The organism is Pseudomonas sp. SDI, from assembly GCF_003105155.1.
Classification (GTDB): Bacteria; Pseudomonadota; Gammaproteobacteria; order Pseudomonadales; family Pseudomonadaceae; genus Aquipseudomonas.
The window spans coordinates 1-15,988 of the sequence record NZ_QETK01000041.1; the positions used below are offsets into that span (position 1 = coordinate 1).

A 15,988-nucleotide genomic window follows, 5' to 3' on the forward strand; every position below is an offset into this window, starting at 1 on the left:
CCCACAGCGTCATGCACAACCCTGTGGGAGCGGGCTCGTCCCGCGATGAGGCCGCTAAACCGGACGCGTTACAGCTTGATCCAGGTCGCCTTCAGCTCGGTGTACTTGTCCAGCGCGTGCAGCGACTTGTCGCGGCCGTTGCCGGACTGCTTGAAGCCACCGAACGGCGCGGTCATGTCGCCGCCGTCGTACTGGTTGACCCACACGCTACCGGCGCGCAGCGCCTTGGCGGTGTTATGGGCCTTGCTGATGTTGGAGGTCCAGACACCGGCGGCCAGGCCGTACGGCGTATCGTTGGCAATGGCGATGGCTTCTTCGACCGTGTCGAAGGTGATCACCGACAGCACCGGGCCAAAGATTTCTTCCTTGGCGATACGCATGGCGTTGCTCACGCCGTCAAAGATGGTCGGCTCGACATAGGTACCGCCGGTTTCTTCGAAGATGCGCTTGCCGCCCACCAGCAGTTTGGCGCCGTCGCTATGACCGGCTTCGATGTAGGACAACACGGTGTTCATCTGCTGGGTGTCGACCAGGGCACCCACGGTGGTGGCCGGGTCCAGCGGGTTGCCCGGTTTCCAGGCTTTCAGGGCCTCAAGTACCAGCGGCAGGAATTTATCCTTGATCGAGCGCTCGACCAGCAGGCGCGAACCGGCGGTGCAGACTTCACCCTGGTTGAAGGCGATGGCACTGGCAGCAGCTTCGGCTGCGGCGTTCAGGTCCGGGGCGTCGGCGAAGACGATGTTCGGGCTCTTGCCGCCGGCTTCCAGCCAGACGCGCTTCATGTTCGACTCGCCGGCATACACCATCAGTTGCTTGGCGATCTTGGTCGAACCGGTGAATACCAGGGTGTCGACGTCCATGTGCAGGGCCAGGGCCTTGCCAACGGTGTGGCCATAGCCTGGCAGCACGTTCAGCACACCCGCCGGAATGCCGGCGTCGATGGCCAACTGGGCAATGCGGATGGCGGTCAGCGGGGATTTTTCCGACGGCTTGAGGATAATCGAGTTACCGGTCGCCAGCGCTGGGCCAAGCTTCCAGCAGGCCATCAGCAGCGGGAAGTTCCACGGCACGATGGCCGCGACCACACCGACTGGCTCGCGGGTCACCAGGCCAAGCTGATCGTGCGGGGTGGCCGCCACTTCGTCATAGACTTTATCGATGGCTTCGCCGTTCCAGCTCAACGCCTGGGCAGCACCCGGCACGTCGATGTTCAGCGAGTCGCTGATCGGCTTGCCCATGTCCAGGGTTTCCAGCAGGGCCAGTTCTTCGACATTGGCCTTGAGCAGCGCGGCAAAGCGGATCAGGGTGGCCTTGCGCTTGGCCGGGGCCAGGCGCGACCAGACGCCGGAATCGAAGGTGGCGCGGGCGTTTTCCACCGCGCGCTGGGCATCGGCTTCGTCGCAGCTGGCGATCTGCGCCAGGAGGCGTCCGTCGACCGGGCTCAGGCACTCGAAGGTCGCGTTGGAAACGGCGGCGGTGTATTCACCATTGATGAAAGCACGGCCTTCGATCTTCAGTTGCTGGGCGCGTTGCTCCCAGTCGGCACGAGTCAGGGTGGTCATACGAAACTCTCCTCTTGTTGAGATGCAGTGCTGCACGAGGGGCCACAGGCACTGTCGGAATGCTGCCGGAGCGAGAGTGCTCGACGGCACCCGCCACCCTAAACTACCGGAGCCCACATTATCAATATATTTGACATTCAGCCGCCAAATGCCTAGTCATGTGCAGTTTATTTAACAATAAGGGAAGCGAGTGTATGAAAATTCAGCAGATTATCGACATCGCCCAAGTTCTGACCGAAGCCGAGCGTTACCGTCCAGCAGCGGAAAAAGTGCTCAAGGGCGACCCTGAACAGGCAGTTTCCAACCAGTACGCAAGCCCCTGCGGGCAGTTTGCTGCGGGTGTCTGGGAGGGTGGCCTGGGGCAATGGACTGTCAATTACACCGAACACGAGTACTGCGAGATCCTGCAGGGCGTATCGGTGCTGCGCGACGAGGACGGCAGCGCCAAGACCCTGCGCGCTGGCGACCGCTTCGTGATCCCGGCCGGCTTCAAGGGCACTTGGGAAGTGCTGGAGCCTTGCCGCAAGATCTACGTGCTGTTCGAACAGAAGTAAGCGCCGACCCTGTGGGTGCCGGAAAGCCGGCGCCCACGGGAAGCTCAGCCAAGCGGCCATAAAAAAAGGCCCGCATCCAGGGATGCGGGCCTTTTTTCGTAAGCCGGATCAATTACTTGATCTTGGCTTCCTTGTAGATCACGTGCTTGCGAACAACCGGATCGAATTTTTTGATTTCGATTTTGTCCGGAGTGGTGCGCTTGTTCTTGTCGGTGGTGTAGAAGTGGCCGGTATTAGCGGTCGACACCAGACGGATCAATTCACGCATGATTTTCTCCCTTAGACCTTGGCGCCGTTACGGCGAATGTCGACCAGAACGGCGTCAATGCCGCGCTTGTCGATGATGCGCATGCCTTTGGCAGATACGCGCAGACGCACGAAACGCTTCTCCGACTCGACCCAGAAGCGATGATGCTGCAGGTTCGGCAGGAAACGACGACGGGTTTTGTTATTTGCGTGGGAAATGTTATTCCCGGTTACCGGACCCTTACCGGTAACTTGACAGACTCTCGACATGCCTCAGCCCTCTAAAACCACATGCCCAACCCGGCATGGGTTGGCCGCTTAATCTCTCAGTCTTTGGCGCCAGGCGCCGTGTTTCTTCAGGGTCTTATCGGCTAGATCAGCTGACGCGACAAACCGAGCCCCTAGAAAAGAGCGCTGCTTTATACCAGAAAGACCAGAGCACAACAACACAAGTTGTAATCTGCCTGAACGGTTTCCGCCCCACTGCGGCCTGCCTGCGGGCTTGCGCTGCGGCCGACCACTCGTCGCCGGGTGCGGAAAAAAGACATTGGCCATTTCCAATCTTGCGCACTAGGGTAGGACTTTTCCAGACTGCGCCGGCAGATGGGCCACCGTTCAGCCAAGGAGTCGCCATGCGTCCTGCCGTTTTACCCCTGTTGCTTGCCGCCCTGCTCGGCCCTGCGTTGGCGCAGGCCGCCGCGCTCAGTGTGTGCACCGAGGCCAGCCCCGAGGGGTTCGACGTGGTGCAATATAACTCACTGACCACCACCAATGCCTCGGCCGATGTGCTGATGAACCGCCTGGTCGAGTTCGACGCGACCAGCGGCAAGGTCGTGCCGAGCCTGGCCGAGAGCTGGACGGTATCGGCCGATGGGCTGGTCTACGACTTCAAATTGCGCCCGCAGGTCAAGTTTCATAGCACTGCGTACTTCAAGCCCAGCCGCACGCTGGACGCCGACGACGTGCTGTTCAGCTTCCAGCGCATGCTCTACCCGGCACATTCGTGGCACAAGATCGCCCAGAGCGGCTTTCCGCACGCCCAGTCGTTGCAGTTGCCGAGCCTGATCAAGCAGATCGAGGCCGGCGACCCACTGAGTGTGCGCTTCACCCTCGATCATGCCGACGCGACCTTCCTCGCCACCTTGAGCATGGGCTTCGCCTCGATCTACTCGGCCGAATATGCCGAGCAACTGCTCAAGGCCGGCACGCCGGAGAAGCTCAACAGCCAGCCGATCGGCACCGGGCCGTTCGTCTTCAACCGCTTCCAGAAGGACGCAGTCATCCGTTACCGCGCCAACCCGGACTACTTTGCCGGCAAGCCGGCGGTGGATCCGCTGATCTTCGCCATCACCCCCGACGCCAACGTGCGCCTGCAAAAGCTCAAGCGCAACGAGTGCCAGATCGCACTGTCACCCAAACCGTTGGACATTGTCGCCGCCGGCAGTGATCCGGCGTTGAAGATCGAGAAAACCGAAGCCTTCATGACGGCATTTGTGGCGATCAACAGCCAACACCCGCCCCTCGACAAGCCTGAGGTGCGCCAGGCGATCAACCTGGCGTTCGACAAGCAGAACTACCTCAAGGCGGTGTTCGAAGGCACCGCCGTCGCGGCCAGCGGGCCTTATCCGCCGAACACCTGGAGCTACGCCAAGGACCTGCCCGGCTACGCCTTCGACCAGAACAAGGCGCGCGAGCTACTGACCAAGGCGGGCCTGGCAGACGGTTTCAAAACCACAATCTGGACTCGGCCATCCGGCAGCCTGCTCAACCCCAACCCAAGCCTGGGTGCGCAGTTGTTGCAGGCGGACCTGGCCAAGGTCGGCATCACCGCCGAAATCCGTGTGATCGAGTGGGGCGAGCTGATCCGCCGGGCCAAGGCCGGCGAGCATGATTTGCTGTTCATGGGCTGGGCCGGCGACAACGGCGACCCGGACAACTTCCTCAGCCCCCAGTTTGGTTGTGCAGCGGTCAAGTCCGGGACCAATTTCGCGCGCTATTGCGACAACCGCCTGGACCAGTTGATCAGTGCCGGCAAGACCACCAATGACCAGAGCGTGCGCAGCCGCCTCTATCAACAGGCCCAGGCACAGATCCAGCAACAGGCGCTGTGGTTGCCGCTGGCGCACCCGACGGCAGCGGCCCTGCTGCGCCAGGGTGTGGAGGGCTACCGGGTGAGCCCGTTCGGCCGGCAGGACTTTACCGGGGTTACGGCGCAGCCGTAATCCAGCCGTGCTCGAGCATCGACAACGGCTCGCCGTCGCCGATGATGATGTGATCGAGCACCCGCACCTCGACCAGGCTCAGGGACTCCTTGAGCCTGAGCGTCAGGCGCACGTCGTCGCGGCTCGGTTCGGGAACCCCCGAGGGGTGGTTATGACAGAGGATCAGCGCCGCCGCGTTGTGCGCCAGCGAGCGCTTCACCACCTCGCGCGGATAGACCCGGGCGCTGCTGATTGAGCCGCGAAACAGCACTTCGAACGCCAGTGGCCGATGCTTGGCATCCAGAAACAGGCAGCCAAAGACTTCGCTCGATTCGTGGCGCAACATCGATTTGAGGTAGCGCCGCACGCTGGCGGGGCTCTCCAGCGCCGGATCACGCTGGATGGTCTGCTCAAGGTGGCGACGGCCGATCTCCATCACCGCCTGCAACTGGCTGTACTTTGCCGGCCCCAACCCCAGCTCGCCGAGAAACGCCGGCATGTCGGCTTCGAGCAGGGCCCGCAGGCTGCCGAAACGAGCCAACAGGCCACGGGCCAGATCCACTGCGCTCTTGCCCGCAACACCGGTGCGCAAAAACACAGCCAGCAGCTCTGCGTCGGACAGACTGGCCGCCCCTCGCGCTAACAACTTCTCCCGCGGCCGCTCGGCCACGGGCCATTCCCTGATGCTCATGCATGCCTCCCTGTCTATCCGTTACTGCTCCCGGTTTCAGCCCTGTGGTATCGTAGCCGCCTCATTTTTGCGCGACGAACCGGCCTGGGGAGGCGTCGTCGTTGCGTGCAAACACTGATCAAGAAAGGCAAGCCTATGCAGCGGCTGTATCGGAAACGCATTGTTCTCGGCGTCGGCGGCGGCATTGCCGCTTACAAGAGCGCCGAGCTGGTTCGCCGACTTCTGGAACACGGTGCGCAGGTGCGCGTGGTCATGACCCGCGGCGGGGCCGAGTTCATCACCCCCCTGACCATGCAGGCCCTGTCCGGGCACCCTGTGCACATGGATCTATTGGACCCCGCTGCCGAAGCGGCGATGGGCCATATCGAACTGGCCAAATGGGCCGACCTGGTACTGATTGCCCCCGCCACCGCCGACCTGATCGCGCGCCTGGCCCAGGGCGTTGCCGACGACCTGCTGACCACCCTGGTCCTGGCTACCGACGCCACCGTGGCGATTGCCCCGGCCATGAACCAGGCCATGTGGCGCGACCCGGCGACCCAGGCCAACCTCGAACGGCTGCAAAGCCGGCAGATCCAGGTCTTCGGCCCGGCCTCCGGCAGCCAGGCCTGCGGCGATGTCGGCCTGGGTCGCATGCTCGAAGCCAGCGATCTGGCCTGGCTGGCCGCAGAAACCTTCCAGCGCCAGTCCCTGACCGGCAAGCACGTGCTGATCACCGCCGGGCCGACCCAGGAAAACATCGACCCGGTGCGCTACATCACCAACCACAGCTCGGGGAAAATGGGCTTTGCCCTCGCCGAAGCAGCCGTCGAAGCCGGCGCCCGGGTCACCCTGGTGACCGGCCCGGTGCACCTGCCAACCCCCGACCGGGTGACCCGCATCGACGTAGTCAGCGCCCGCGACATGCTCGCGGCGTGCGAAGCGGCTATACCCTGCGATGTGTTCATCGCCTCGGCGGCGGTCGCGGACTACCGTCCGGAAGTGGTAGCCCCGCAAAAATTGAAGAAAGACCCTACAACCGGTGACGGCCTGCTGCTGCAGATGGTGCGCAACCCGGACATCCTCGCCAGCATCGCCACCCGGCCCGACCGCCCGTTCAGCGTCGGCTTTGCTGCCGAAACCGAACACCTGCTCGATTACGCCGCACGCAAGCTCAAGGACAAAAACCTCGACCTGATTGTCGCCAACGATGTAGCCAACCCCAGCATCGGCTTCAACAGCGAGGAAAACGCCGTCAGCGTGATCGATCGCCAACTCCATGCAACCCTCTTCGCGCAGACCAGCAAGGGCAAGATCGCCCGCCAACTGGTGGCTTTCATCGCCGAACGTCTCAACCAGGTTTAATCGCACATGCACGCTCTACAAGCCAAGATCCTCGACCCACGCATCGGCACCGAATTCCCGCTGCCGCAGTACGCCACCCCGGGCTCGGCCGGCCTCGACCTGCGCGCCCTGCTCAAGGAAGACACCGTTCTGGAGCCGGGCCAGACCCTGCTGATCCCTACCGGCCTGTCGGTATACATCGGCGATCCGGGCCTGGCCGCGCTGATCCTGCCGCGCTCGGGCCTGGGCCACAAACACGGCATCGTGCTGGGCAACCTGGTCGGCCTGATCGACTCCGACTACCAGGGTGAGCTGATGGTTTCCTGCTGGAACCGTGGCAACACGGCCTTCACCATCACCGTCGGCGAGCGCATTGCCCAGCTGGTGCTGGTACCGGTCGTACAAGCTCATTTCGACATCGTCGAAGCCTTCGACGAAAGCCAGCGTGGCGCTGGCGGTTTCGGCCATTCCGGCACCAAGTGAGGCGACCGCTCACCTGCTGAACGCCAAGGAAGGCGAACTCTCTGGCGATATCGCCATCCAAGCGTTCAGTTTGAGCCCGCACCGCAAGCCTTGGAAATTGGAGCTCCCAGAGATGAACGAGATGGCAAACCTGGTACCTGCACTGCCTGAAAGCATCTTCCGCGCCTACGACATCCGTGGCGTGGTTGGCGACAGCCTGACCGCCGAAACCGCCTATTGGATCGGCCGCGCGATTGGCGCGCAAAGCCTGGCCCAGGGCGAAGCCGAGGTCTCGGTTGGCCGTGATGGGCGCCTGTCCGGCCCGCTGCTGGTCGAGCAGTTGATCAAGGGCCTGGCCGATGCCGGATGCCGGGTCAGCGATGTCGGCCTGGTGCCGACCCCGGCCCTGTATTTCGCTGCCAACGTGCTCGCGGGCAAGTCCGGGGTGATGCTCACCGGTAGCCACAATCCGCCGAACTACAACGGCTTCAAGATCGTGATTGCCGGTGACACGCTGGCCAACGAACAGATCCAGGCCCTGCTCACCCGCCTGAAAAGCAACGACCTGAGCCGCGGTGAAGGCTGTGTGCAGAAGGTCGAAATCCTCGAGCGCTACTTCCAGCAGATCGTCGGCGACGTGAAGCTGGCCAAGCGCCTGAAGGTGGTGGTCGACTGTGGCAACGGCGCGGCTGGGGTGATTGCCCCGCAGCTGATCGAGGCGCTGGGCTGCGAGGTGATCCCGCTGTTCTGCGAAGTCGACGGCAACTTCCCCAACCACCATCCGGACCCTGGCAAGCCGGAGAACCTGGTCGACCTGATCGCCAAGGTGAAAGAGACCGGCGCCGATCTGGGCCTGGCCTTCGACGGCGACGGCGACCGCGTCGGCGTGGTGACCAACACCGGCACCATCGTCTACCCAGACCGTCTGCTGATGTTGTTCGCCAGGGACGTGCTGGCACGTAATCCGGGGGCCGGGATCATCTTCGACGTGAAATGCACCCGGCGCCTGCTGCCGCTGATCGAGCAGTACGGCGGTCGCGCCCTAATGTGGAAGACCGGCCATTCGTTGATCAAGAAGAAGATGAAGCAGACCGGCGCCCTGCTCGCCGGCGAAATGAGCGGGCACATCTTCATCAAGGAACGCTGGTACGGTTTCGACGACGGGATCTACAGCGCGGCACGCCTGCTGGAGATCCTCAGCAAGGAGCCGGTCGACGCCGAAACACTGTTCGCCGGCTTCCCGAACGATATTTCCACGCCCGAAATCAACATTGATGTGACGGACGAGGGTAAATTCAGCATCATTGATGCACTGCAACGCGACGCCGACTGGGGCGAAGCCAACCTGACCACCATCGACGGTGTGCGGGTCGATTATGCCCACGGCTGGGGCCTGGTTCGCGCCTCCAATACCACCCCGGTACTGGTGCTGCGCTTCGAGGCCGACAATGCCGCCGAACTGCAGCGCATCAAGGACGTCTTCCACGCTCGATTGAAGCGTGTCGCCCCTGACCTGCAACTACCGTTCTGACCGACTACTTGTTCCAACTGGAGCCCTGCATGACCCTCGATCGCGATGCCGCTACCCATGTCGCCCAGGTACTGTCCGAAGCGCTGCCGTATATCCGACGCTTTGTCGGCAAAACCCTGGTGATCAAGTACGGCGGCAACGCGATGGAGAGCGAAGAGCTCAAAACCGGCTTTGCCCGCGACATCGTGCTGATGAAGGCCGTGGGTATCAACCCGGTGGTAGTGCATGGCGGCGGCCCGCAGATCGGTGATCTGCTCAAGCGCCTGTCCATCGAAAGCCACTTCATCGACGGCATGCGCGTTACCGACGCGCAGACCATGGACGTGGTCGAGATGGTCCTGGGTGGCCAGGTGAACAAGGACATCGTCAACCTGATCAACCGCCACGGCGGCAGCGCCATTGGCCTGACCGGCAAGGACGCCGAGCTGATCCGTGCGAAAAAGCTCACCGTCACCCGCCAGACCCCCGAGATGACCACCCCGGAAATCATCGATATCGGCCATGTCGGCGAAGTGGTCGGGGTCAACACCGACCTGCTGAACATGCTGGTGAAGGGCGATTTCATTCCGGTGATCGCGCCCATCGGCGTCGGCGCCAATGGCGAGTCGTACAACATCAACGCCGACCTGGTCGCCGGCAAGGTCGCCGAAGCGCTGAAAGCCGAGAAGCTGATGCTGCTGACCAACATTGCCGGCCTGATGGACAAGCAAGGCACCGTGCTCACCGGCCTGACCACCGAGCAGGTCAACGAGCTGATCGCCGACGGCACCATCTATGGCGGCATGCTGCCGAAGATCCGTTGCGCACTGGAAGCAGTGCAAGGCGGGGTGAACAGCTCGCACATCATCGACGGCCGGGTTCCGAACGCGGTGCTGCTGGAGATCTTCACCGACAGCGGCGTGGGCACCCTGATCACTAACAGCAAGCCGCGCTGATCGCACAAACCGGACGCTTCCTACGCGCCAGTAGGAAGTGGACTACCGCAATCCCCTCGGTATTTGCCTAGGCTCGGGTTTCCCTCAACAGGAGACTCGACCATGGCACTGAAAGACTTTGTCCCTTACGGTAGCGATGTTTCGGCAGGTTCTTATGAGTGCGCGGACTGCGGCCGCAAATATTCGAACCGGAGCAAGACCTCGATGCCGCCCTGCCCCAACCTGGATCGCCTGCCCCATCATAGGGTGAGCTGGCGGATTTTGTCCGAGCAGGGCGATGCACTGAGCGATCCTTACCCGAAATAGCCCTGTAAAAGCCGGTCCTATAGGCAAGACGGGCTCAGCAGTAATCACTGCCCACAAAAAGGCGACCCGCGGGTCGCCTTTTTCATGCTTTAGATACCGTACTGCGCCCGGTAGGCTTCTACCGCCGGCAAATGCTGCTTGAGCGCCGGATCGTCGGCGAGGAACTCCAGCACCTGGGTCAGCGAGACAATGCTCACCACCGGAATACCGAAATCACGCTCGACTTCCTGGATCGCCGACAACTCGCCGTTGCCACGCTCCTGACGGTTCAGCGCGATCAACACGCCAGCCGCCTTGGCGTCCTGGCCCTGGATGATCTGCATCACCTCGCGGATCGCCGTACCGGCGGTGATCACATCGTCGATGATCAGTACATCGCCGGTCAGCGGCGCACCAACCAGGCTGCCACCTTCGCCGTGAGCCTTGGCTTCCTTGCGGTTGAAGCACCATGGCAGGTCACGGTCATGGTGTTCGGCAAGGGCCACCGCAGTGGTCGCCGCCAGCGGAATACCCTTGTAGGCCGGGCCAAACAGCACGTCGAACGGAATCTTGCTGTCGACAATCGCCGCCGCATAGAAACGTCCGAGCTGGGCCAGGGCCGAGCCGCTGTTGAACAGGCCGGCATTGAAGAAGTACGGGCTGGTGCGGCCCGACTTGAGGGTGAATTCACCGAAGCGCAGAACACCGCGATCGATGGCAAAACGAATGAAGTCGCGCTGATACGGCTGCATGTAGAGTCCCGGATACCACGGATTTAGCTAATTGAGTACAGCTCGGGTATCATACACGCACGAGATTTTTGGGGCCATTTATGCGGATCATCAGTGTGAACGTTAATGGCATTCAGGCTGCCGTCGAGCGTGGATTGCTCAGCTGGCTACAAGCCCAGAATGCCGACGTCATCTGCCTTCAGGATACCCGCGCCTCGGCCTTTGAACTCGACGACCCAGCTTTCCAGCTCGATGGCTACTTCCTTTATGCCTGCGACGCAGAAGTTCCCGCCCAAGGCGGCGTGGCGCTTTATTCGCGGTTGCAGCCCAAGGCAGTCATCAGCGGCCTGGGCTTCGAGACAGCCGACCGCTACGGACGTTACCTGCAGGCCGACTTTGACAAAGTCAGTATTGCCACCTTGCTGCTGCCTTCCGGGCAGAACGGCGACGAAGACTTGAACCAGAAATTCAAGTTGATGGACGATTTCGGCAAGTACCTGGACAAGCAACGCCGCAAGCGTCGCGAGTACATCTATTGCGGCTCGCTGTACGTCGCGCAGCAGAAGCTCGACGTCAAGAACTGGCGCGACGGCCAGCAGTCGCCGGGCTTCCTGGCGCCCGAACGGGCCTGGATGGACGAGATTGTCGGCAACATGGGCTATGTCGATGCCCTGCGCGAAGTCAGCCGTGAAGGCGACCAGTACAGCTGGTGGCCGGACAACGAGCAGGCCGAGATGCTCAACCTCGGCTGGCGGTTCGACTACCAGCTGCTGACCCCGGGCCTGCGCCGTTTCGTACGTAGCGCACGGCTGCCGCGTCAGCCGCGCTTCTCCCAGCATGCGCCACTGATCGTGGACTATGACTGGACGCTGACGATCTGATCAGCAGCCATAAAAAAGCCGACCTTGAGGGTCGGCTTTTTTGTGTATGACGCAAAGGCTTCAGTTCAGCGGCCGCCAGGCGAGCGGATAACGATACGCCGCGCCCTTCTTGGCCTTCACCGCGGCCATGATCGCCAGCACAATCGCCGCAATCACCACCACCGGGAACATCAGCGAACCGATGATCAGCGCCGCCGTCACCACACAGGCCATGCCGGCCAGGGTCACGGTGATCTGGAAGTTCAACGCTTCCTTGCCCTGGGTATCGACGTACGGGTCGCTGTCTTTCTTCCACAACCACAGCAACAGCGGTGCAACCACGTTGCCGAACGGGAAGAACAGGCCGATCACGGCCGACAGGTGACACAACATCGCCCATTTGCGCGCTTCTTCACCGGGCAGTGGCAATGTGATCGATTCGTCGGCCATGACAGTTCCTTGAGTGAGCGGGGTTTCAGTCGGCCAGGGCGGCCTGTTGCAACTCGAACAGATCGTTCATGCCCTTCTGCGCCAACGCCAGCATGGCGTTCAGCTCTTCAGGCTGGAACGGCGCGCCTTCGGCAGTGCCCTGCACTTCGATGAAACCGCCGCTGCTGGTCATGACCACGTTCAGGTCGGTCTCGGCAGCCGAGTCTTCCAGGTAGTCCAGGTCGAGTACCGCCTCACCCTGGTACATGCCTACCGAGACAGCGGCGATCATGTGCTTGAGCGGGTCGCCGCCTTTCAGGCCGCCACGTTTCTTGACCACACGCAGGGCGTCGACCAGCGCGACCATGGCGCCGGTGATCGACGCCGTGCGGGTGCCGCCGTCGGCCTGGATCACGTCGCAGTCGACGTACAGGGTGATGTCGCCCAGCTTGCTCATGTCGAGCGCAGCGCGCAGCGAGCGGCCGATCAGACGTTGAATTTCGAGGGTGCGACCACCCTGCTTGCCACGGCTGGCTTCGCGCTGGTTACGCTCGCCGGTCGAACGCGGCAACATGCCGTATTCGGCGGTCAGCCAACCTTGGCCCTGCCCCTTGAGGAAGCGTGGAACACCATTTTCGACGCTGACCGTGCAGACGACTTTGGTGTCGCCAAACTCGACCAGTACCGCCCCCTCGGCGTGCTTGGTGTAGTTGCGGGTGATGCGGATCGAGCGGAGCTGATCGGCAACGCGACCACTTGGACGTTTCATCTGGGAGTACCTGTACTGGGCTTAAATCTAGGCGAGCATTATAGAGTGCCGGGCGCCCGCTGGACATGCCCACGGCAATTTGGCGCGACAGAACGCCGCAAAGTGCCGGCGCAGCAGCGTTGGTCGGGAATTCTCGGCAGTCGCGACAGACTTTGTACCATCAGCAGATTGGGAGCCAGCCGCGCACTGCGCTACAATCCTGCGCCTTGCAGCCACTCGGCTTGCTCCATTTTTCTGCGAGGTACTTCCCATGGTGCACAGCATGACCGCCTTTGCCCGCGCCGAGCGCGCCGGCAGCCAAGGCACCCTCATCTGGGAACTGCGCTCGGTCAACCATCGCTACCTCGAACCGCACCTGCGCCTGCCTGAGGCCCTGCGCGACCTCGAAGGTGCCGTGCGCGATGCGCTCCGTCAGGGCCTCTCCCGCGGCAAGGTTGAGTGCACCCTGCGCTTCAACGAGGAAACCGCCGGCAAACCGCTGCAAGTCGACCGGGCGCGCGCCGCGCAACTGGTCGCCGCCGCCGAAACCGTCGCCAGCCTGATCAAGCAACCGGCACCGCTCAATCCGCTGGAAGTGCTGGCCTGGCCCGGCGTGCTGGTCGCCGACGCGAGCGACCCGCAGGCGCTGAACAGCGAGGCCCTGGCCCTGTTCGAAGACGCCCTCACGGAATTGAAGAACGGCCGCAACCGCGAAGGCGGCGAGCTGGCCCGACTGATCAATGAGCGCCTGGACAACATGAGCCAGGAAGTCACCACCCTGCGCGCCCTGGTGCCGCAGATGCTCGCGGCCCAGCGGCAGAAGATCCTCGACCGATTCAGCGACATGCAGGCCGAGCTCGACCCGCAGCGCCTGGAGCAGGAGATGGTCCTGCTCGCACAGAAAAGCGACGTTGCCGAAGAGCTCGACCGCCTCGCCACCCATGTGGCCGAGGTGCGCCGGGTACTCAAATCCGGCGGCGCGGCCGGGCGGCGCCTGGACTTCCTGATGCAGGAACTCAACCGCGAAGCCAACACCCTGGGCTCCAAAGCCTTCGACCCACGCAGCACCCAATCGGCGGTCAACCTCAAGGTCCTGATCGAGCAGATGCGTGAACAAGTACAGAACATCGAGTAAGGCCACCCCTACCATGACCCATGCCAGCGGCACCCTGTTTATCGTCTCGGCCCCCTCCGGCGCCGGCAAAACCAGCCTGGTCAAGGCCCTGACCGACGACCTGAACCACATTCGTGTCTCGGTTTCGCACACCACCCGGGCCATGCGTCCGGGCGAGCGCGACGGGGTGAACTATCACTTTGTCGACAAGCAGACGTTCCAGGAGATGATCGAGCAAGGCGACTTCCTCGAACAGGCCGAAGTCTTCGGCAACTGCTACGGCACCTCGCGCAGCGCGCTGCAGCAGACGCTCGACCAGGGCCTGGACCTGATTCTGGAAATCGACTGGCAGGGTGCACAACAGGTGCGCAAGCTGATGCCGGAGGCGCGCTCGATCTTCATTCTGCCGCCGAGCCAGCAGGCCCTGCGTCAGCGCCTGAACAGCCGCGGCACCGACAGCGATGAGATCATCGAAGGACGGATGCGCGAGGCGGTCAGCGAGATGGAGCACTACAACGAGTACGAGTTCGTCATCATCAATGACGATTTCGCCCTTGCCCTGGACGACCTCAAGGCGGTGTTCCACGCTAACCGCCTGCAGCAGCAACAGCAGCAACAGCGCCACGGGGAACTGCTCAAGCAATTGCTGGCTTGAGCAGCAGGCTCCCACAGGGATTGCATACCCCTTGTGGGAGCCGGCATTGCCGGCGATGCTTTTAGAGACTACCGCCGCGACGACTCGGGATGGTGGCATGGCGCTGCAACGTAGCGCCGAGGAAGAACGCCGGCGCACGCAGCCGCGACATCAGCATCAGCACGATGCCCAACAGCAGAATGATCATCGCGATCACGAACACCAGCCCCAACCCACCGACATGCGAACCGCTGCCGAACGACGGCGAAGCACTGTCGATGGCCGTCTGCACGAAGATCACCGAGAGAATCACGCCGCCCAGCCCCGGGCACAGGCCACGCATGAGAAAATGGCGCAGGCTGTCGAACAGGCTGTGGCGGAAGTACCAGACGCAGGCAAACGCCGTCAGCGAATAGTAGAAGCAGATCATCATGCCGAGTGCGGTGATGGTGTCCGCCAGCACGTTTTCGCTCAAGGTGCGCATGGTCACGTAGAACAGACCTGCCGCCAGACCGGCACAGATGGTGGCGTAACGTGGGGTTTGCGAACGCGGGCAGATGTTGGCGAAACGCTGTGGCACCGCACCGTAGTAGCCCATGGCAAGCAGGGTGCGCGCCGGCGAAACGAAGGTCGACTGCAACGATGCGGCGGTGCTCGCCAGCACGGCAATGGACATCAGGATCGCCAACGGGCCCATGACCGGACCGGCCAGGTGAGCGAAGACGTTTTCCTGGATACGCGGGTTGCCCAGGCCCAGGCCGATGTCGCCGATCCCGGCAAACTGCAGGGTGGCGATTGCAGTCACCACGTACAGCACCAGAATCAGCAGCACGGTCAGGGTGGCAGCACGACCAGGGATCTTTTCGCTACCGACCGACTCTTCGCTGACCGTCAGGCATACGTCCCACCCCCAGAAGATGAAGATCGACAGCGACAGGCCGGCGGTGAAGGCCGAGAACGACTCGACCCCGAACGGGTTGAACCAGTCCGGGTCGAACGCCAGCGAAGGCCCGTCCACCGGCCCTCCAAAGGCGGCCAGGGCAAAGCCCACCAACACCACTAACTGTAGGGCCACCAGTGCATACTGCACCGTCATGGTCGTGCCGATTCCGCGGCAGCAGATCCACACGGCCATGGCGATGAAGATGCAGCAGGTGGTTACGTTTATCAGCAGATTGTCGGCCAACGCGGCAATCGCATGGCTCCCCGTGAGTTGCCCGAGGAACAGATAGAAGAAGTCGACCGCCACCCCGGCAAGGTTGGACAGGACGATGGTGGTGGCCGTGACCAGACCCCAGCCGCCGATCCAGCCGATCATCGGGCCGAACGCCCGTGCCGACCAGGTAAAGGACGTGCCGCTGTCCGGCTCGGCGGCGTTCAGCTCGCGATAGCCCAGGGCTACCAGCAGCATCGGCAGGAAGCCGACGATGAACACGGCCGGCAGGTGTTCGCCCACCTCACGCACGGTCGGGCCGAGCGCGCCAGTGAGGGTATAAACCGGTGCAATGGTGGAAATGCCGAGCACGATGCTCGCCAGCAGGCCAAGCCGGCCCTTGGCCAGCCCCTTGGACTTTACTGTGCTGGCCTGCCCCGCATCGGGGGGCCGGCCTGCTTCAGTGTAATTACTCATGAGTTTGCCGCCGCTATTGGTATTGTTCTTCAGGACGCCCCGTCCGACGTCC

The 15,988-nt window shown here is 62.6% G+C and carries 17 protein-coding genes and 1 pseudogene; 10 read left to right on the forward strand and 8 right to left on the reverse strand.

Annotation, left to right across the window (positions count from 1 at the left end; genetic code table 11):
• Positions 1–68: 68 nt before the first annotated feature.
• Positions 69–1,562, reverse strand: coding sequence for an aldehyde dehydrogenase (locus DCO48_RS20775; RefSeq protein WP_116552487.1), 1,494 nt, complete (start codon positions 1,560–1,562; stop codon positions 69–71).
• A gap of 194 nt (positions 1,563–1,756) precedes the next feature.
• Here DCO48_RS20775 and DCO48_RS20780 point away from each other — a divergent pair, with 194 nt between their 5' ends.
• Entirely contained in the window at positions 1,757–2,116 is a 360-nt protein-coding gene (locus tag DCO48_RS20780; protein ID WP_116552488.1) for a cupin domain-containing protein, read from the forward strand.
• 112 nt (positions 2,117–2,228) lie between these two features.
• Here DCO48_RS20780 and rpmG read toward each other — a convergent pair whose 3' ends face one another.
• Both rpmG and rpmB read right to left on the reverse strand, forming a co-directional pair.
• Complete coding sequence (gene rpmG / locus DCO48_RS20785; protein ID WP_010225867.1) at positions 2,229–2,384, reverse strand: 50S ribosomal protein L33; 156 nt, start codon at positions 2,382–2,384, stop codon at positions 2,229–2,231.
• An 11-nt stretch (positions 2,385–2,395) separates the two neighbouring features.
• Entirely contained in the window at positions 2,396–2,632 is a 237-nt protein-coding gene (rpmB, locus tag DCO48_RS20790) for a 50S ribosomal protein L28 (protein ID WP_010225868.1), read from the reverse strand.
• 362 nt (positions 2,633–2,994) lie between these two features.
• On the opposite strand from rpmB, the gene DCO48_RS20795 reads away from it, so the two are divergent.
• On the forward strand, positions 2,995–4,584 hold the full coding sequence (locus DCO48_RS20795; RefSeq protein ID WP_116552489.1) for an ABC transporter substrate-binding protein: 1,590 nt from the start codon (positions 2,995–2,997) through the stop codon (positions 4,582–4,584).
• Here the strand turns inward: DCO48_RS20795 and radC are convergent.
• Positions 4,568–5,254: a DNA repair protein RadC gene (gene radC / locus DCO48_RS20800; RefSeq protein ID WP_116552490.1), complete on the reverse strand. Its 687-nt coding sequence runs from the start codon at positions 5,252–5,254 to the stop codon at positions 4,568–4,570. The genes DCO48_RS20795 and radC overlap by 17 nt on opposite strands.
• Positions 5,255–5,389: 135 nt before the next feature.
• Here radC and coaBC point away from each other — a divergent pair, with 135 nt between their 5' ends.
• The 5 genes and pseudogenes from coaBC to DCO48_RS20825 all read left to right on the forward strand — a co-directional run bounded on the left by coaBC (position 5,390) and on the right by DCO48_RS20825 (position 9,811).
• Positions 5,390–6,598 (forward strand): bifunctional phosphopantothenoylcysteine decarboxylase/phosphopantothenate--cysteine ligase CoaBC, encoded by a 1,209-nt coding sequence (coaBC, locus tag DCO48_RS20805; protein ID WP_116552491.1) that lies wholly within the window; start codon positions 5,390–5,392, stop codon positions 6,596–6,598.
• 6 nt (positions 6,599–6,604) lie between these two features.
• Complete coding sequence (gene dut / locus DCO48_RS20810; protein WP_116552492.1) at positions 6,605–7,060, forward strand: dUTP diphosphatase; 456 nt, start codon at positions 6,605–6,607, stop codon at positions 7,058–7,060.
• 136 nt (positions 7,061–7,196) lie between these two features.
• Positions 7,197–8,570: pseudogene (locus DCO48_RS20815) on the forward strand (phosphomannomutase/phosphoglucomutase); the annotation flags it as partial.
• A gap of 29 nt (positions 8,571–8,599) precedes the next feature.
• Positions 8,600–9,505 carry an acetylglutamate kinase gene (gene argB / locus DCO48_RS20820; RefSeq protein ID WP_116552493.1) on the forward strand — a complete coding sequence of 302 codons (906 nt, stop codon included), beginning with the start codon at positions 8,600–8,602 and terminating at the stop codon, positions 9,503–9,505.
• Between the two features lie 102 nt (positions 9,506–9,607).
• Positions 9,608–9,811, forward strand: a complete 204-nt coding sequence (locus DCO48_RS20825) for a hypothetical protein (protein WP_116552494.1) — start codon at positions 9,608–9,610, stop codon at positions 9,809–9,811.
• An 89-nt stretch (positions 9,812–9,900) separates the two neighbouring features.
• On the opposite strand, the gene pyrE is transcribed toward DCO48_RS20825, so the two are convergent.
• Positions 9,901–10,542: an orotate phosphoribosyltransferase gene (gene pyrE / locus DCO48_RS20830; protein ID WP_116552495.1), complete on the reverse strand. Its 642-nt coding sequence runs from the start codon at positions 10,540–10,542 to the stop codon at positions 9,901–9,903.
• Between the two features lie 80 nt (positions 10,543–10,622).
• Between pyrE and DCO48_RS20835 the strand changes: the two genes are divergently transcribed.
• Entirely contained in the window at positions 10,623–11,402 is a 780-nt protein-coding gene (locus tag DCO48_RS20835; protein WP_116552496.1) for an exodeoxyribonuclease III, read from the forward strand.
• Positions 11,403–11,462: 60 nt separating this feature from the next.
• Here DCO48_RS20835 and DCO48_RS20840 read toward each other — a convergent pair whose 3' ends face one another.
• Both DCO48_RS20840 and rph read right to left on the reverse strand, forming a co-directional pair.
• On the reverse strand, positions 11,463–11,831 hold the full coding sequence (locus tag DCO48_RS20840) for a DUF4870 domain-containing protein (protein ID WP_116552497.1): 369 nt from the start codon (positions 11,829–11,831) through the stop codon (positions 11,463–11,465).
• A gap of 25 nt (positions 11,832–11,856) precedes the next feature.
• Positions 11,857–12,579 carry a ribonuclease PH gene (rph, locus tag DCO48_RS20845; protein ID WP_116552498.1) on the reverse strand — a complete coding sequence of 241 codons (723 nt, stop codon included), beginning with the start codon at positions 12,577–12,579 and terminating at the stop codon, positions 11,857–11,859.
• 250 nt (positions 12,580–12,829) lie between these two features.
• On the opposite strand from rph, the gene DCO48_RS20850 reads away from it, so the two are divergent.
• Positions 12,830–13,693 (forward strand): YicC/YloC family endoribonuclease, encoded by an 864-nt coding sequence (locus DCO48_RS20850; RefSeq protein WP_116552499.1) that lies wholly within the window; start codon positions 12,830–12,832, stop codon positions 13,691–13,693.
• Positions 13,694–13,706: 13 nt separating this feature from the next.
• Complete coding sequence (gene gmk, locus DCO48_RS20855; protein ID WP_116552500.1) at positions 13,707–14,327, forward strand: guanylate kinase; 621 nt, start codon at positions 13,707–13,709, stop codon at positions 14,325–14,327.
• Positions 14,328–14,388: 61 nt separating this feature from the next.
• On the opposite strand, the gene DCO48_RS20860 is transcribed toward gmk, so the two are convergent.
• Positions 14,389–15,936: an APC family permease gene (locus tag DCO48_RS20860; protein WP_116552501.1), complete on the reverse strand. Its 1,548-nt coding sequence runs from the start codon at positions 15,934–15,936 to the stop codon at positions 14,389–14,391.
• Positions 15,937–15,988 lie beyond the last annotated feature (52 nt).

Bases quoted from the DNA above. Each gene is read 5' to 3' on its own strand.
- rph (WP_116552498.1), bottom strand. From the start codon at position 12,579: ATGAAACGTCCAAGTGGTCGCGTTGCCGATCAGCTCCGCTCGATCCGC.
- rpmB (WP_010225868.1), bottom strand. From the start codon at position 2,632: ATGTCGAGAGTCTGTCAAGTTACCGGTAAGGGTCCGGTAACCGGGAAT.
- DCO48_RS20840 (WP_116552497.1), bottom strand. From the start codon at position 11,831: ATGGCCGACGAATCGATCACATTGCCACTGCCCGGTGAAGAAGCGCGC.
- rpmG (WP_010225867.1), bottom strand. From the start codon at position 2,384: ATGCGTGAATTGATCCGTCTGGTGTCGACCGCTAATACCGGCCACTTC.
- DCO48_RS20860 (WP_116552501.1), bottom strand. From the start codon at position 15,936: ATGAGTAATTACACTGAAGCAGGCCGGCCCCCCGATGCGGGGCAGGCC.
- pyrE (WP_116552495.1), bottom strand. From the start codon at position 10,542: ATGCAGCCGTATCAGCGCGACTTCATTCGTTTTGCCATCGATCGCGGT.
- DCO48_RS20780 (WP_116552488.1), top strand. From the start codon at position 1,757: ATGAAAATTCAGCAGATTATCGACATCGCCCAAGTTCTGACCGAAGCC.
- DCO48_RS20795 (WP_116552489.1), top strand. From the start codon at position 2,995: ATGCGTCCTGCCGTTTTACCCCTGTTGCTTGCCGCCCTGCTCGGCCCT.
- DCO48_RS20825 (WP_116552494.1), top strand. From the start codon at position 9,608: ATGGCACTGAAAGACTTTGTCCCTTACGGTAGCGATGTTTCGGCAGGT.
- coaBC (WP_116552491.1), top strand. From the start codon at position 5,390: ATGCAGCGGCTGTATCGGAAACGCATTGTTCTCGGCGTCGGCGGCGGC.
- DCO48_RS20775 (WP_116552487.1), bottom strand. From the start codon at position 1,562: ATGACCACCCTGACTCGTGCCGACTGGGAGCAACGCGCCCAGCAACTG.
- argB (WP_116552493.1), top strand. From the start codon at position 8,600: ATGACCCTCGATCGCGATGCCGCTACCCATGTCGCCCAGGTACTGTCC.
- DCO48_RS20850 (WP_116552499.1), top strand. From the start codon at position 12,830: ATGGTGCACAGCATGACCGCCTTTGCCCGCGCCGAGCGCGCCGGCAGC.
- gmk (WP_116552500.1), top strand. From the start codon at position 13,707: ATGACCCATGCCAGCGGCACCCTGTTTATCGTCTCGGCCCCCTCCGGC.
- radC (WP_116552490.1), bottom strand. From the start codon at position 5,254: ATGAGCATCAGGGAATGGCCCGTGGCCGAGCGGCCGCGGGAGAAGTTG.
- dut (WP_116552492.1), top strand. From the start codon at position 6,605: ATGCACGCTCTACAAGCCAAGATCCTCGACCCACGCATCGGCACCGAA.
- DCO48_RS20835 (WP_116552496.1), top strand. From the start codon at position 10,623: ATGCGGATCATCAGTGTGAACGTTAATGGCATTCAGGCTGCCGTCGAG.